The organism is Streptomyces melanogenes (assembly GCF_014649795.1).
Lineage (GTDB): Bacteria > Actinomycetota > Actinomycetes > Streptomycetales > Streptomycetaceae > Streptomyces > Streptomyces noboritoensis.
Map to the genome: position 1 here is coordinate 175,853 of NZ_BMTS01000011.1, position 15,599 is coordinate 191,451.

11 protein-coding genes are annotated in these 15,599 nt (G+C 73.4%); 1 reads left to right on the top strand and 10 read right to left on the bottom strand.

Features of this window, described 5'->3' with window-relative positions:
- Positions 1-47: 47 nt before the first annotated feature.
- The 3 genes from IE252_RS24140 to IE252_RS24150 form a co-directional block, all read right to left on the bottom strand.
- Positions 48-1,223, bottom strand: a complete 1,176-nt coding sequence (locus IE252_RS24140; RefSeq protein ID WP_190091567.1) for a sensor histidine kinase — start codon at positions 1,221-1,223, stop codon at positions 48-50.
- The gene (locus tag IE252_RS24145; RefSeq protein ID WP_190091568.1) at positions 1,220-1,735 is read right to left on the bottom strand and encodes a CcdC protein domain-containing protein; all 516 of its coding nucleotides are present in this window, start codon (positions 1,733-1,735) and stop codon (positions 1,220-1,222) included. The genes IE252_RS24140 and IE252_RS24145 overlap by 4 nt, the downstream gene beginning before the upstream one ends.
- Before the next feature lie 192 nt (positions 1,736-1,927).
- Entirely contained in the window at positions 1,928-4,048 is a 2,121-nt protein-coding gene (locus IE252_RS24150; RefSeq protein ID WP_190091569.1) for a DNA gyrase/topoisomerase IV subunit B, read from the bottom strand.
- 433 nt (positions 4,049-4,481) lie between these two features.
- On the opposite strand from IE252_RS24150, the gene IE252_RS24155 reads away from it, so the two are divergent.
- Positions 4,482-4,712, top strand: a complete 231-nt coding sequence (locus tag IE252_RS24155; RefSeq protein ID WP_067165114.1) for a DUF7455 domain-containing protein — start codon at positions 4,482-4,484, stop codon at positions 4,710-4,712.
- A 98-nt stretch (positions 4,713-4,810) separates the two neighbouring features.
- On the opposite strand, the gene IE252_RS24160 is transcribed toward IE252_RS24155, so the two are convergent.
- The 7 genes from IE252_RS24160 to IE252_RS24190 all read right to left on the bottom strand — a co-directional run bounded on the left by IE252_RS24160 (position 4,811) and on the right by IE252_RS24190 (position 15,586).
- The gene (locus IE252_RS24160; RefSeq protein WP_190091570.1) at positions 4,811-5,641 is read right to left on the bottom strand and encodes a S1 family peptidase; all 831 of its coding nucleotides are present in this window, start codon (positions 5,639-5,641) and stop codon (positions 4,811-4,813) included.
- 154 nt (positions 5,642-5,795) lie between these two features.
- Positions 5,796-7,340 carry an RNA polymerase sigma factor gene (locus IE252_RS24165; RefSeq protein ID WP_190091571.1) on the bottom strand — a complete coding sequence of 515 codons (1,545 nt, stop codon included), beginning with the start codon at positions 7,338-7,340 and terminating at the stop codon, positions 5,796-5,798.
- Between the two features lie 348 nt (positions 7,341-7,688).
- Positions 7,689-8,576 (bottom strand): FadR/GntR family transcriptional regulator, encoded by an 888-nt coding sequence (locus IE252_RS24170; protein ID WP_190091572.1) that lies wholly within the window; start codon positions 8,574-8,576, stop codon positions 7,689-7,691.
- 160 nt (positions 8,577-8,736) lie between these two features.
- Positions 8,737-10,503, bottom strand: a complete 1,767-nt coding sequence (locus tag IE252_RS24175; RefSeq protein ID WP_190091573.1) for an ATP-binding cassette domain-containing protein — start codon at positions 10,501-10,503, stop codon at positions 8,737-8,739.
- 243 nt (positions 10,504-10,746) lie between these two features.
- Positions 10,747-11,517, bottom strand: coding sequence for an NUDIX hydrolase (locus tag IE252_RS24180; RefSeq protein WP_190091574.1), 771 nt, complete (start codon positions 11,515-11,517; stop codon positions 10,747-10,749).
- 209 nt (positions 11,518-11,726) lie between these two features.
- Complete coding sequence (locus IE252_RS24185; RefSeq protein ID WP_373298605.1) at positions 11,727-13,643, bottom strand: amylo-alpha-1,6-glucosidase; 1,917 nt, start codon at positions 13,641-13,643, stop codon at positions 11,727-11,729.
- Between the two features lie 467 nt (positions 13,644-14,110).
- Positions 14,111-15,586, bottom strand: coding sequence for a DUF4192 domain-containing protein (locus tag IE252_RS24190; RefSeq protein WP_190091576.1), 1,476 nt, complete (start codon positions 15,584-15,586; stop codon positions 14,111-14,113).
- Positions 15,587-15,599: the final 13 nt, after the last annotated feature.

Genomic DNA, 15,599 nt, shown 5'->3' on the forward strand with positions numbered 1-15,599 from the left:
ACCCTCGGGCCCGGTACCTCCCACCGCCACACCGCCCCCTTCGCCGGTCATGCCGGCACCCTCAGCCGCACCACGAAGCCCTCCTCCTCCGGTCCCGCCTCCAGGGTCCCGCCGAGCAGTTCGGCGCGCTCCCTCATCCCCAGCAGACCGTATCCGGAACCGCTCACCGCCAGTTCCTCCGCGACCCGGCCGCCACCCGAATCCCGTACCTCCAGGGCCACTTCGTCCGGCAGATACTCCAGCCGGACGGCCACGGCGGCGCCCGGCGCGTGCTTGCGCACGTTCGTCAGGGCCTCCTGCGCCACCCGCCGCACCGCCTGGGACGCCTCGGCCGTCAACGGCCGCCGCTCCCCCGCCACTTCGACCCCGGCCGGGCCGCCCGGCCCGCCGCCGTCGACGAGCGTGTGCAGGAAGTCCTCGACCGGCGTGATCTCGCCGCGCAGCGCGGAGAGCGCCTGCCGGGTCTCGGCCAGGCCGTCCCGCGCCATCGACCGGGCGGCGACCACCCGCTCCAGGATCCGGTCCCGGAACTCCCCGGCGGGCTCGCGCTCGATCATCAGCCGGGCCGCCTCCAGATGCACCAGCTGCGCGGAGAGGCTGTGCGCCAGCACGTCGTGGATCTCGCGGGCGATCCTGGCCCGCTCGGCGAGCGCGGCCGACTCGGCCTCGGCGGCCCGGGCGGCCCGCTCCTGGGCGAGCAGCCGCTGGGCGCTGCCCCGGGCCTCCGCGTCCAGCCGCAGCACATATCCGGCGAGACCGAGCCCCGCGGTGGTGAGGGCGGTGGTCAGCCAGTTCTCGGTGTTCACCACCGCGTACGCCCCGAGGGCCACCAGCGTGCAGGGGACGGCGGCGCCCAGCGGGAGCCGCTCCAGGGCGGAGATCGCGCAGCCGCACCACACGATGATCGCGAAGACGTCCCAGTCGGTCCGCTGCGCCGCCACCGCCGAGGCCATCAGCAGCGCGAGCAGCCCCAGCGAGGGCCACAGCCGGTGGGCGAGCGTCTGCTGCCAGAACGCCCGGGCCAGCACGACCATGACCAGCACCATGGCCACGCCCACCACCCAGGACCAGCCGTCGGGCCCCTTCGCGCTGATCGCGGTCCACAGCATCCCGCCGAACAGCAGCCCCCGCACGCCCCACATGATGCCCAGCCGTGCGCGGCTGAGCCCCTCGCGGGAGAGCGCCTCCCGCGAGGGCCAGGTGAACCAGACGTCGGTGCTCACACGCGGTCCTTCCACAGCGGCCGGGCCGTGCCGTCGGCAGCGGCACCGTACGACGCGGGCAGTGACTGGGCCCGCCACACCAGGATGCCGCTGCGGACCAGGAGCGAGGCCGCGAGGCCGAGGAGCAGCGCGCCCGTGCCCATCCGTATCCCGGCCAGAGCGCCGATACCCGCGAGCCCCGCCCGGACGGCGATGCCCACGACCCAGACGGCCGCCGTGGCCTTGGTGCCCTTGGTCCACACCGAGCCGTCCTCCTCGGTCCAGAGCTTGCTGGTCCAGCCCCAGGCCGCGCCCATGAGCAGCCCGGTCGCGACCTCCGTGCCGAGCAGCAGCGCCGAGGCCAGGTGGTGGTCCGGGTCGACCAGGCCCTTTTCCCGTATCGCCAGGTAGACCAGGACCGCCGGGACGAGCCACCAGCGCTTGGCGTCGGCCAGCTGCTGGGGCCGCACCTGGCGCGAGACGATCAGCGCGACGACGGCTACCGCCACCAGCACATTCACGAGCGCGGACATCTGGGCCTCCGGAACTACGACGGCAGGACTTCCCTACGCCATCGAAGTTACGGAAACAGGCTGGTCAGACGCATCGGATCAGGGGTTGAACGTGGGTGGAGCCCGCAGCTCCACCCACGGGTGGACGCGCCGCCCCGACGCCCCGGAACGCACGGACGGGCCCGGCCGTCCAGGCCGGGCCCGCCGCTGTGGCTACGCGTCGATGCGCGAGCGGTCCAGCGTCGCCGCCGAGCTGGTGATGAACTCCTTGCGGGGCGCCACCTCGTTGCCCATCAGGAGGTCGAAGACCTGCTCGGAGGCCTCCAGGTCGCCGATGTTGATCCGGCGCAGGGTGCGGAAGCGCGGGTCCATCGTGGTCTCCGCCAGCTGGTCGGCGTCCATCTCGCCGAGGCCCTTGTAGCGCTGGATGGAGTCCTTGTAGCGGATGTTCTTGCGCTGGAACTCCAGCAGGGTCTGGCGCAGCTCGTTGTCCGAGTACGTGTACACGTACTTGTCCTGGCCCTTCTTGGGCTGGACCAGCTCGATCCGGTGCAGCGGCGGGACGGCGGCGAAGACCCGGCCCGCCTCGACCATCGGGCGCATGTAGCGCTGGAAGAGGGTCAGCAGCAGGATGCGGATGTGGGCGCCGTCGACATCGGCGTCGACGAGCAGGACGATCTTGCCGTAGCGCGCCGCGTCGATGTCGAAGGTGCGGCCCGAGCCCGCTCCTATGACCTGGATGATCGCGCCGCACTCGGCGTTCTTGAGCATGTCCGAGACGGACGCCTTCTGAACGTTGAGGATCTTGCCGCGGATCGGCAGCAGCGCCTGGAATTCCGAGTTCCGCGCGAGCTTGGCGGTGCCGAGCGCGGAGTCGCCCTCGACGATGAAGAGCTCGCTGCGCTCCACGTCGTCGCTGCGGCAGTCGGCCAGCTTGGCCGGGAGCGAGGAGGACTCCAGGGCGGTCTTGCGGCGCTGCGCCTCCTTGTGCTGACGGGCCGCGATCCGGGTCCGGGCGGCCGCGACGATCTTCTCCATCACGGCGCGGGCCTGCTGCTTGTCGTCGCGCTTGGTGGAGGTCAGGAAGGCCTTGAGCTCCTTGGCGACCACATTGGCGACGATCCGGTTGGCGGCCGAGGTGCCGAGCACCTCCTTGGTCTGGCCCTCGAACTGCGGCTCGGCGAGACGGACGGTGACCACCGCCGTCAGGCCCTCCATGGCGTCGTCCTTGACGACGTCGTCCTCGGCGACGCGCAGCAGCTTCGCCGAGCGCAGCACCTCGTTGACGGTCTTGGCGACCGACCGCTCGAAGCCGGTGACGTGGGTGCCGCCCTTGGGGGTGGCGATGATGTTCACGAACGACTTCAGGTTCGTGTCGTACCCGGTGCCCCAGCGCAGCGCGATGTCCACCGCGAGCTCACGGGTGACCTCGGTCGGGGTCATGTGGCCGCGCTCGTCCAGGACCGGGACGGTCTCCTTGAAGGTGCCCTGGCCGGTGAGCCGCAGCACGTCGCAGACGCCCTTGTCCTGGGCCAGGTACTCGCAGAACTCGCTGATCCCGCCGTCGAAGCGGAACGTCTCTTCCGTCTTCCCCTCGCCGTCCAGGCCGCGCTCGTCGCGGACGACGATGGTCAGGCCGGGGACCAGGAAGGCGGTCTGACGCGCGCGCTGGTGCAGCGTCTCCAGGGAGAGCTTCGCGTCCTTGAGGAAGATCTGGCGGTCCGCCCAGTAGCGGATGCGGGTGCCGGTGCGGGTCTTGGGCACCCGCTTGCCCTTGAGCAGCCCGCTCGACGGGTCGAAGGGGGCGTCGGGGCCCTGCTCGGTGAACATGCCGGGGGTGCCGCGACGGAAGCTGATCGAGTGCGTCGCGCTGTTGCGGTCGACCTCGACGTCGAGGCGGGCCGAGAGCGCGTTCACCACGGACGCGCCCACGCCGTGCAGACCGCCGGAGGCGGCGTAGGAGCCGCCGCCGAACTTGCCGCCGGCGTGCAGCTTGGTCATGACGACCTCGACGCCCGACAGACCGGTCTTGGGCTCGACGTCGACCGGGATGCCCCGGCCGTTGTCCCGCACCTCGACCGAGCCGTCGTCGTGCAGGATCACCTCGATGAAGTCGCAGTACCCGCCCAGGGCCTCGTCGACCGAGTTGTCGATGATCTCCCAGAGGCAGTGCATCAGGCCGCGGCTGTCGGTCGAGCCGATGTACATGCCGGGGCGCTTGCGGACCGCTTCGAGGCCTTCAAGGACGAGCAGGTGCCGCGCGGTGTAGTTGGAGCCGTCCCGGTCGGCGCCGGACAGCAGCGCAGTGGACGGAACGGACGTCTCGGCGGTCACGCAGTTCGCTCCTCGCTGAATTTCAATACGCCCCCGGTGGGTAGGGGGCCGGCGTCGGTCGCCGGTCAGAGGGTACCGAGGCCTGGTAGAGCCGTTGTCACGCCACCCTCGGCAATACTCATGCTAGTCCAGCCTCGTATGCATGTTCGATCCCTCGTTGGGGTGATGCGGATATCACGTTCCCATCCAGGCATGAACCATTTAGGCTCCGGGCACGTCCTCATGAACAACCGGCAACCCTGCCGGGAGGACCAAACCGAGACAAGCAACGCGAAACCGTAAAGCAACGCAATACGGCTCATTCGCCGCCAACCGGCAGCAGACAGCCACCTTGACCAAGAAGTTTCGAGGAAAAGGCACGAGCGGGAACGTTTTCGGCCTGGTTGGATGTTGACCCTGGTACGACAGCTCGTCGAGCTAGAGAAGAGGCGACGTGACTACTGTTCTGACCCCCGCGAGCCCCCTGACGGCCGCTGACCGTTGCGACCGCTGCGGCGCACAGGCTTACCTGCGTGTCCTTCTGACCAGCGGCGGCGAACTGCTCTTCTGTGCTCACCACGGACGCAAGTTCGAGCCGGAACTGAAGAAGATCGCCGCTGAGATACAGGACGAGACGGACCGCCTCACCGCGGTGCCCGAATCCGCAGGCGAAGAGGATCGCTGAACCTCGCACTGACGACGAGCCAGGGCCGGTCCAGGACCGGCGACGGGCGGCCGCCCCCGCACGCGGGGGCGGCCGCCCGTTCTCGTGCCCGCGCCCCGCTACAGGGGCGCCGCGTGCCGTGACGGGCCGACGAACGCGGAGATCCGGGTGTACACCCCCGGGCTCTCGGCCTGCCCGCAGCCGCTGCCCCAGGACACCAGGCCGATCAGTCGCCCATGGGCGACCAGCGGCCCCCCGCTGTCGCCCTGGCAGGCGTCGTGGCCGCCCCTGAGATCGCCCGCGCAGAGCATGGTGGCGCTCAGGTACTCCCCCTCCGAGTTCCCCGGGTAGGCGCGCTCACAGGCCCCGTCCGACAGCACCTGGACCGGCGCCGACCGCAGCGCCGAGGCGTAGCTGCCCCGCCCGGATGTGTCGCCCCAGCCGAGCACGGTCGCGGCGGTGCCCGGGGTGTACGCGGCGTCGCCCGGCCCGGCGAGCCCGATGACGTACGACTCGGGCAGCGCGCTCGCCAGGGTGAGCACCGCCAGGTCGCCGGCGTTGGTCACCGGGCTGTAGCCGGGGTTGACCCAGGTGTCCCGCACGACGACCTCCTGGCCCTTGCTGCCGCGCAGCTGGGAGCGCCCCGCGATCACCTTCAGGTCCCGCACCCCGTTGGCGCCGAGCACCTCCTTGCTGAGGCAGTGCGCGGCGGTGACCACCTTGGTCGGCGCGACCACCGCTCCCCCGCAGAACTGGCCCGCGCGCGTACCCCCGAACCGGGTACGGCTGGAGAGCGCGACGGCGTACGGGTTGTTCTCGACGGCGACGGGTGTGCCCCCGATGACCACGCTGTCGGCGGCGGCCGAGACGGGCGCGGCCAGCGGTACGGCGGTCGCGGCGGCCGTGAGGGCCAGCGCCCCGCGCAGCGCTCGGACGGTGGGACGTCGCATACGGTCTCCTGACTCCGGGTGACACAGGCACACCCAGAGTCAACGAGCAATTGACGGCCCGCACCCGCTCAGACACGCACGAGGGCCCGGTTCCCTTGCGGAAACCGGGCCCTGCGTCACGGACGACTACGTACTACGTACGTAGGAACACGACCTAGTCGAGGTAGTCGCGCAGGACCTGCGAGCGCGACGGGTGGCGGAGCTTCGACATGGTCTTCGACTCGATCTGGCGGATGCGCTCACGCGTCACGCCGTAGACCTTGCCGATCTCGTCCAGGGTCTTCGGCTGGCCGTCGGTGAGGCCGAAGCGCATGGAGACCACGCCCGCCTCGCGCTCCGACAGGGTGTCGAGGACCGAGTGCAGCTGCTCCTGGAGGAGCGTGAAGCTGACCGCGTCGGCCGGGACGACCGCCTCGGAGTCCTCGATGAGGTCACCGAACTCGCTGTCGCCGTCCTCACCCAGGGGGGTGTGGAGGGAGATCGGCTCACGGCCGTACTTCTGGACCTCGATGACCTTCTCCGGGGTCATGTCGAGTTCCTTGGCCAGCTCCTCCGGGGTGGGCTCGCGGCCCAGGTCCTGGAGCATCTGGCGCTGCACGCGGGCGAGCTTGTTGATGACCTCGACCATGTGCACCGGGATACGGATGGTGCGGGCCTGGTCGGCCATGGCGCGGGTGATCGCCTGACGGATCCACCAGGTGGCGTACGTGGAGAACTTGTAGCCCTTGGTGTAGTCGAACTTCTCGACCGCGCGGATCAGACCCAGGTTGCCCTCCTGGATCAGGTCCAGGAAGAGCATGCCGCGGCCCGTGTAGCGCTTGGCCAGCGAGACCACGAGGCGGAGGTTGGCCTCCAGCAGGTGGTTCTTGGCGCGGCGGCCGTCCTCGGCGATGATCTCCAGCTCGCGCTTGAGCTTGGGGGCGAGCTTGTCGGCGGCCGACAGCTTGTCCTCGGCGAACAGGCCGGCCTCGATGCGCTTGGCGAGCTCGACCTCCTGCTCGGCGTTGAGGAGCGGGACCTTGCCGATCTGCTTCAGGTAGTCCTTGACCGGGTCGGCGGTGGCACCGGCGACGGCGACCTGCTGGGCGGGCGCGTCGTCCTCGTCCTCGTCGGACAGGACGAAGCCCTTGCTCTCGCCCTCGGGCTCTTCCTCGTCGCCCTTGCCGGGCGCGACGTCCTCGAGGAGCTCGTCGCCCTCGATGACCTCGTCGTCGCCCTTCTTGCCGGCGGTCTTCTTCGCCGCCGTCTTCTTGGCCACGGCCTTCTTGGCGACGGTCTTCTTCGCGGCCGTCTTCTTGGCGGCGGCCTTCTTGGGCGCGTCGGCGTCGTCAGCCGACACGTCCACGGTCTCGGCCGCCGGGGCCGCGGTGGCCGCGACGGTCTTGGTCACGGTCGTCTTGGCCGCGACGGTCTTGGTGGCGGTGCGCTTCGCCGGGCTCTTCGCTGCGACGCTCTTCCGGGTGCGCTTGGGAGATTCCGCGGCACTGACCATCAGCGTCACACCCTCTTCCTCGAGGATCTGGTTGAGGCTGCGCAGAACATTCTTCCACTGGGTTGGCGGAATCTGGTCGGCTTCGAAGGCCCGACGCACGTCATCGCCGGCGATCTGCCCATCAGCCTTTCCCCGCTCGATGAGCGCCATCACAGACTCTGACTCGGCGATCTCCGGCGGGAGCGTACGGGATGTGCTGGCCGACACGAACAACCTCTCGGAACGATGGAAAACGGCTTCCGGCCCCGCCCATGATCGGGCCGGAGCCGACGACCGTCGGCTGGGGATTGTGCCGACGGCGCGGGCTGAACCTCGGAGCTGCACAGCGCCGCGAGCGGCCGCTGTATTCCTTCCTCGGCTGTTACCTCTTAGGTCATCGCATGGTTTCGAGGAGTGTTACGCCCAATCCACGTGGCCCGAGTCACACCCCATTTACGACAGAAACGGCCACAAGGGTCATAGTGCCCATAATCGCGTCGCCGGACCCCCCGAGGTCCGGCGACGCGTGCTTCCTCCGGGCGGGGGCGGCGGGCCCGCGCCCGGCCGCCTCCGCCGTCAGTGCTCGCGCGGCGCGGGAACGACGCGCTCCACCTCGGGGTGGACGGTGAGCAGCTGCCGCATGGCCGCCTCGGCCGCCGCCCCGTCGGCGGCCGCCAGCGCGTCCACGATCCGGCCGTGGTGGGTGAGCGCGGCGTCGGACGGGCGGTCACAGCCGGTGACCGGTCCGCCGGAGACCTGGAGGGCGGCGCCGACGATGCCGGAGAGGTGCTCCAGCATGCGGTTGCCCGCGGCCTGGATCAGCAGGGAGTGGAACTCCGCGTCGGCCCGCGAGAAGGTGATCACGTCGCCCTGGGCCAGCGAGTGCCCCATGATCTCGACCATGTCGCCGAGGCGCTGCTGGAGGTCCTCGCGGCCGTGCCCCGCCGCGAGCCGGGCGGCCAGCGGCTCGATCGTCCAGCGCAGCTCGCTGAGCTCGCGCCGCTGGTCGTCGCGCTGCGGGCCGAAGGCGCGCCACTCGATGATGTCGGGGTCCAGCAGGTTCCAGTCGCTGACCGGGCGGACCCGGGTGCCGACGTTGGGGCGGGCGCTGACCAGGCCCTTGGCCTCCAGTACGCGCAGGGACTCGCGGACGACGGTCCGGGAGACCTCGAAGCGCTGGCCGATCTCCTCGGGGACCAGCGGGCGGTCGGCGCCGAGATCGCCGGAGACGATCATCTGGCCGAGCTGCTGGACGAGTTGGCCGTGCAGTCCTCTCCCGCGGCTGCCCGCCGCGCGGCGGCTCACCCGGCCGAGGTCTGCCTCGGCCCCGTCCCACGCGGGGAGGGAGACGCGGTCGGCGCCACGCGCCTCCGCGTAGGGGTAGCGGTCGAGTTCGCCCGGTCCTGCGAGGCCGGTGTCGGCGGCGCGGGCGGTGGTCATCATGGTGTGCGCAAGGGTACTCACGCATCCTTTGTCGGCGGGACTTCCACGGCCCTTGAGGTCTTTGGTGAAAAGCACACGAAAGGGTGATCGCCGCACCCCTCGCAATTGACGCTTTATCGGAAAGAAGCGGGCATTCTCTGGGGAGTTGTGGCCATCGGTATACGGGGAGGTCGGGGCGAGGTCACCAACGGGCCCTCGCGCGAAGGCTGGTGAGTACGTAGGCGCAGAGCAGCACGCAGAGCGACAGCGCGAGGGCCGCGCCCTGCGGCCGGGCCAGCAGGTGCAGCGCCGCGGCGAGGCCGTTGTCCAGCAGGTGCGGCCAGCGCAGCCAGGCCACGTCCCGCAGCCGGGCCGGAAGCCCGGCCACCGATCGCGCCTGCGGCGCCGCCAGCGCCTTCTGTACGAGGGGGACGACGGCGACCGGCACCGCCAGGACGGCGGCGAGCCCGGCCGTGGTGGCCCGGAAGATGCCGGCCGCGAGCAGCCCGGCCCAGGCGCAGCCGACGGTCAGCCCCGCCCAACTCGCCGCGAGCGAGGGCCAGTCCGGTGGGATCCGGACCAAGTCGCCGCCGTACACCAGACGCAGGGCCTGCGCGTCCAGGGCGACCGTGAGCACGGCCAGCAGGAGGGCGGCCCCGGCCGACACGGCGAGCTTGGCGAGCAGCAGCCCGAGCCTGCGGGGGACGGTGCCGCGGTCGGCGGCGAGCGCGGGATAGCGGTACTCCTCACCGAAGGCGAGCGCCCCGAGGACCCCGGCGCCGAACGCCGCGGGCGGCAGCGGAAGCAGCTCCGGCCAGGCGGCGGCCAGGTGCGGCAGCGGGGTGTGCCCGGCGCGCCCGAGCACCACGGCGAGGGCGACCGACCCGACGAGCACGGCACCGGCGAGCAGGTACGTGGTGCGCACGCCGAGCAGGCGGCGGAGCTCGTAGCGGAGGGGGCGGAGTGGGGTGCGCGGGAGGGCGGGGGTGATCGGGGGGCGCGGGTGGGGAGTGGGGGCGCTGGTGTGCGGCGGGAGGAGTTCCGTGGGTTCGGCGGGGGCCCCTGCCGGAGCGGGGCGGGGGCCCGGCGGCGTCGGGCCCGTGTCGCCGACCTCTTCCGTGAGGCGGTGGACGAGGATGCCGTGGCGGAAGGCCGTCTCGCCGACCTCGGCGCAGGTCGTGCCGTAGACCGAGAGGTGGCTGCCGTCCTCGGCGACCACCTCGACGGAGCGGCGTGCGGCGCGGGCCTCGCGCGTGACCAGCGATCCGAGGCGGGCGGCGTGCGGGGTGGCGACGGCGACCCGGGGGCGCAGCCGGGTGCGGGCGAACTCCCTCGCGTCCTGGTCCGCGACGAGGCGGCCCCCGTCGATGGTGACCACCCGGTCGGCCACCCGGGCCGCCTCCTTGGGGTCGGCGAAGGTGCACAGCACGGTGCCGCCGTGCTGGGCGTGGCCGCGCAGCAGCCCGTACAGCCAGCTGTTCTCGCGCGGCGAGAGGCCCTCTGCGGGCTCGTCGAGGAGCAGGGTGTGCGGGTCGCCGAGGAGGGCGGCGGCGAGGCCGAGCCTGCGGTCCATGCCGAGCGAGAGGGCGCCGAGCCGCTGGTCGCCGAGGCCGTCGAGGCCGACGACGTGGAGCATCTCCTCGGCCCTCGCGGCCGGGACCCCGGCTACCGCGCACATGAGGCGCAGCTGGCCCCGGACCGTGCGGGCGGGGTGGCCCGGCACGTCGCCGAGCAGGGTGCCGACCTCGCGGGCCGGGTGGGCCACCTTGTGGAGCGGGCGGCCCCGGAAGTAGGTGACGCCCCGGCCCGGTTCGAGCTCCAGCATCAGGCGCAGGGCCGTGGTCTTGCCGGAGCCGGGGGCGCCGAGCAGCGCGGTGATCAGGCCCGGCCGGGCTTCGAAGGTCAGGTCGTCCACCTCGGGCGGACGGTCGCGGTGGGGTGTGCTGGTGAGTCCGATGGCCTGGAGCATCGCTTCTCTCGCGGGGGTGAGACCGCTCGACGGCACGGCGGGAGGACGAGTACCGCGGGTGCGGCGGGTGCGACGAGTACCGGAGTAACATAACTCGACATTTCGGACTTTTCATGCACCCGTGGGCATGCGTGCGGCGCCGCCGGAGGTGTGCGGACTTCGACTGCGGACCGTGCGTGCCTGGTCGCGCCCACGCGGCGGAGCCGCACAATGACACAGCCCCGCGCCCCTTTGGGGCGCGGGTCAGACCTCCGGGCGGAGCATCGGGGGGTTCAGGAGCGTCGCTCCGCCCGCGCGGAACAGTTGCGCGGGGCGGCCGCCCTGGCGGGTCGTCGTGCCGCCCGCCGGGACCAGGAAGCCCGGGGTGCCGGTCACCTTGCGGTGGAAGTTGCGGGGGTCGAGCGCGACGCCCCACACCGCCTCGTACACCCGCCGCAGCTCCCCGACGGTGAACTCGGCCGGGCAGAACGCCGTGGCCAGAGACGAGTACTCGATCTTGGAGCGGGCCCGCTCCACGCCGTCCGCGAGGATCTGGGCGTGGTCGAAGGCGAGCGGGGCGGGCTGCTCGTCCTCGCGGCCGAAGCCGCCGTCCTGGCTCAGCAGGTCCTCGACCGGCGCCCAGCGCGCGCTGTGCGCGTCGCCGCCCGCGCGCGGGGCGGGCAGATCGGGGGCGAGCGCCAGGTGCGCCACGCTGACGACCCGCATCCGGGGGTCGCGCCGGGGGTCGCCGTACGTGGCGAGCTGCTCCAGATGGGCGCCGTTGCCCGGGGCCGGGGCGGTGGCCGCCGGGTCCTGGGCGCAGAGTCCGGTCTCCTCGGTCAGCTCGCGGGCCGCCGCGGCCGACAGGTCCTCGTCGCCCCGGACGAAGCCGCCGGGCAGCGCCCACCGCCCCTGGAACGGCGGCTCCCCGCGACGGACGACCAGCGCGCACAGGGCGTGGCGGCGCACGGTGAGCACGACCAGGTCGACGGTCACGGCGAAGGGCGGGTAGGCCGACGGGTCGTAGGGAGACATGAAGCGATCATAGTCGTCTCCCTGACGATAAACACGCCCCCGGACGCGGCCGGTCGCACCATCTTCACCAGGCGCCCCACGGGTTCCTCCCGAGGCGCCCCGCGCGCGGTTTCTCACCACATATGGCTCGATACCCTCGGCGCCCACCGCCCCCGCCCCGGGGACGGGCGCGACCTCTTCCTCCGTACCGGATTCACTCAGCACTCCGTTCAGCCTCCCAACTGGAGCCGGCCGGCGGCCTGCTCGACCATGCCGACGCCGAGCCTGCTGACCCGCACGGCGAACGGCTCCCCCGCGACGCTGAGCCCCGACAGTCGCACCGCGCCGAGCGGCGCCGACCGTACGGGGCAGAGGGCGACCGTGCCCGCCGGGGCGTCCGGGCGGATCCCGGCGAGCGTGGTGAGCAGCTGGACCGCCGAGGCCGCGGCGACGGCGGCCGGGCGGCACGCGGCGGGGTGCGGCAGCGGGGCGCCGTCCGCGGTGCGCTGCTCCCCCGCGTACATCTCGGGCAGCCGGTAGCCGAACGTCTCGGCCGCGTCCAGGAGTCCGCGCAGCAGGCCGCTCGCCTCCTTCTCGTACCCGGCGGCCGCCAGGCCCGTGACGGCGACCGCCGTGTCGTACACCCGCACCGCGCCCGCGCGGTGGCCGAACGGGTTGTAGCCCGGCTCCTTGGCGCCGAGGCCGCGCAGGCCCCAGCCGGAGTCCATGGCCGGGCTGCCGAGGAGGCGGGCCAGCTGTTCCGTCTGCACCTTGTCGAGCAGGCCGGGGGCGAGCCGTCCCGCACCGAGCAGCCCGGTGTCCAGGAGGTGGGCGGCGCCCGCGCCGAGCGGGGGCAGGTGGCGGCCGTCGGCGGTGCGGGCGGCGGAGGGGCGCCCGCCCGCGAGGTCCTCGATCCAGAACTCCTCCCGGAACCGCTCGCGCAGCCCCGCCGCCAGGGCCGCGCACTCCTCGGCGCCCGGCCTGCCGTACTCCCTCAGCAGTTCGGCGCCAAGGACCGCGGCGCGGTGGGCGTGGGCCTGGGTCTCGGCCCGGGCGAGCCCCGCCGCCGGGCCGGGCTCGCCGAGATAGCCGTCCTCGCCGACGCACCCGCGCAGCCAGCGCAGACACCGCTCCGCCGCCGGCAGCAGCTCGGCCACCTCGGACTCGGCGAGCCCCCAGCGGCGGGCCTCGGCGAGCACCACCGGGAACGCGAGCGTGGCCTCCACTCCGGTACAGCTCGGCGGAAGGTGTGGACCCGCGTCCCGGAGCGGACCGGGAATGCGGCCCGACTCCCTTTCTCCGCCCGCAAGTTGGGTACGCGCGACGGCGCGCAGGGTCGCCGCCGCCAGCCGGGTGGAGAGCGGCAGGGCCATCCGCGCGGCCCACAGCGCCTCGGCCGGGGCCGGGCCGGTGCGCCAGGGGACGCCCGCCGCCGCGTACACGTCCACCGGGTGCGCCGGGTCCCGTACGAGCAGGGCGCGCAGGTCGTCGAGGCCGCTCTGGAGCAGCGGTCCGACCCGGGGGTCGTCGCCCTCCGCCTCGGCCTGCGGCAGCGGGTGGCTCGCGGCCTGGCCGGGGGGCCGGGCGGGGCGGTCGGTGCGGATGGTGAGCTCGATCGTGTACGTACCACCCGGGGGCAGCTCCACGTCCCAGCGCAGCACGCCCGCCGAGGCGAGCGCGTCGGCCGGGGGCGGGTGGGCGCTCACCACCGCGTGTGCGCCGGGGGCCGTCCAGCGCATGCCCGAGTCGTGGACGCTGCCCGGCAGTTCGGGCCCGGCCCGGCCCGCCGCGACCGCGCCCAGGTCGGCGAGGTCCGTCCCGAGCGCGATCTCCACGGGCAGCCGCAGGGGGCGGGGTGACGAGCTGCGCAGGGTGATCCGCTCGCTGCCGTCGGCCTGGCGCAGCCGCTCGATCGCGATCTCGGGGTCGGGGCCGCTGTCGGCCGGGGTGCGCACCACCGCGAAGAAGCGGGCGCGGTCGGCCGATATCGATCTGCCCTGGAGGGCGATCGGCTCCCGCCCGGCCACCTTCAGCTGGCAGCGCGCGAGCAGGCGGCGGCCGTGGCGGTAGAAGCCCTCCAGGCCGTGGCCGGTGAGCTGGCCGTGCTCCGCCGAGACGACGAGGCCGGGCAGGGCGACGGAGATCAGGGCCGCGTGCAGTGGGGGGAGCTCGCCGAATCCGGGGCCGGGTCCGGGTCCGTGCCCGGAGGTTCCGGCCGGGCCGGACGTTCGGGATGCGGGTCCCGGGCGCCGACCCGGTCCAGGCCCGACCCCGGACCCGAGTCCTGGCCCTCGACCCGTTGCTCCGAGGGTGGCCGGTCCGCCTCCGGCGGGGGCCCGGGGCGGGGTGTGACCCCGGGCTTCACCCCGGAGGGAGAGGTGCCCCCAGGGCGGGGGCGGGTCTTCGGCCCAGGAAGAGGGATTGCCCCGGGAAGCGGGATCGACCCGGGAGGGGGGATTGGCCCGGGGAGGGACATTGAACGCCATACCTTGCCTTCCGAGCACTCCGGCCGCATTCGCGGGTCGGGCGGACCGCCCTCGCGCGGCGCCCCCCTCGTGAACGCGGCGGGCCGTGCACGGGTCACGGAGCGACACGGCGTGGCGCGGACCCGGTGTCATCGGCCGGTCCCGTCCCGCTGCCCCGCCCGGCCGGTCCGCCGGGCCCCGCGCCGGGCGGACCCGGCCGCCGGCGTGCCGCCCTCGACACCGTCGGGGCGGGCGGCGGCGGTTGCCGCGTCCCGCCTGTTCGCCGGGGAGGTGGCGGCCGCGCTGTCGTTCCGGCTCCCCGGAGACTTGCGGCGGGCCTTGAGCCGCCGAACGGGCCCGGCCGCACCGGACACCGACGCCTCCACGACCACCCCGCGCCCGGCGGCGGCAGGCTCGGCCGCGGAGACGCCGGGCTCGGGGAGGGCGGCCTCAACCCCGGGAGCACTCACCCCCTCCTCCCGCTCCCGCCTCTCCTCCCGCAAGCACCTGCGCAACGCCTCCGGGTCCAGGCCCTGGTTGCAGGCCTGGTGGAGGAGTTGGGCGAACTGGTAGTCGGGGTCCGCGCGCAGGGCCAGGCCCAGGGCGACCCTGGCGGCGGGCTCGTCGCCGGTGGACCAGGCCACCCAGCCCGCCAGCGTGAGCGGGGCCGCCGCGTGCTCCCCGTAGCGGCCCACGCAGCGGCGGGCCAGGGCGCGCCACAGGCGTTGGGCCGGGGCCGCGTCCGGGCCCTCCATCCACTCCGCCGCGCGGTCCCGGGTGGTGCGGTCCTGGAGGCCGAGGACCAGGGCCGCCGCCTCGTCGTGGGCGATCAGGCCGTCGTCCAGCGCGTCCGCGTCCGTGCGGCCCGTGGCCGGGGGCGCGCCGGAGAGGCGGCGCATCACGCGGCCCGCCAGGTCCAGGGTCTCCCGTCCGACCCGCAGCCGCTCCTCCTCGTCCAGGATGCGGGGCACCAGCGCCTCCTCAGCCGCCGCGAGCACGCGCTCCTGGTCGGCCGCCGCCGGGCGCCGCCAGGGGGCGAGCCGCGCCTCCATCTCCCGCAGGGAACCGCGGACTTGGAGCCCGGCGAAGGTCGCGGCTGCCGCCAGCACCGACGTACCGGGCATGGCCAGCACGTTCCCCTCCGGCGGGCAGCAGCGCGCGTCCGGGCAGCAGTACGACCAGTACCTCCCGTCCGAGATGCAGAGCGCCTCCAGGACCGGAACGTCCAGGGTGCCGCACGCCGTACGCAGGAGTTGGGCCAACGGCCGTAGCCCCTCCATCACTTGACTGCTCGTCATATCGCCGGCCCGGTCCGGGTCCCGGCAGAGGAACACGATGATCCCGTCCGGGCGCGGGCCCCGCCGCTCGCTCCCCGACACCAGGCACTCGGCCAGTTGCTCGGCGACGTGCGGCCACTCCCCCGCCGCTCGGGGGATGCCGAGCCGGAGCCGCCCGCCGAAGCGGCCCCGGCGACCGTGGAGGGCGACCATCACGATGGAGTCCGTCGGATGGAAGCCCATCAAATACGGCAGGGCGTCGGCCAGTTCGGCCGGGTTGCGCAGGGTGAGCCGCGGGTCGTCGTCGGGCAGACCGTGGGAACCGTGCGATTCGTGGTGCTTGTTCATGCCTCGACGGTCC

What these genes read in the sequence shown, in the direction of transcription:
- IE252_RS24145 (WP_190091568.1), bottom strand. Translation starts at nt 1,735, where the DNA reads ATGTCCGCGCTCGTGAATGTGCTGGTGGCGGTAGCCGTCGTCGCGCTG.
- IE252_RS24160 (WP_190091570.1), bottom strand. Translation starts at nt 5,641, where the DNA reads ATGCGACGTCCCACCGTCCGAGCGCTGCGCGGGGCGCTGGCCCTCACG.
- IE252_RS24175 (WP_190091573.1), bottom strand. Translation starts at nt 10,503, where the DNA reads ATGCTCCAGGCCATCGGACTCACCAGCACACCCCACCGCGACCGTCCG.
- IE252_RS24180 (WP_190091574.1), bottom strand. Translation starts at nt 11,517, where the DNA reads ATGTCTCCCTACGACCCGTCGGCCTACCCGCCCTTCGCCGTGACCGTC.
- IE252_RS24190 (WP_190091576.1), bottom strand. Translation starts at nt 15,586, where the DNA reads ATGAACAAGCACCACGAATCGCACGGTTCCCACGGTCTGCCCGACGAC.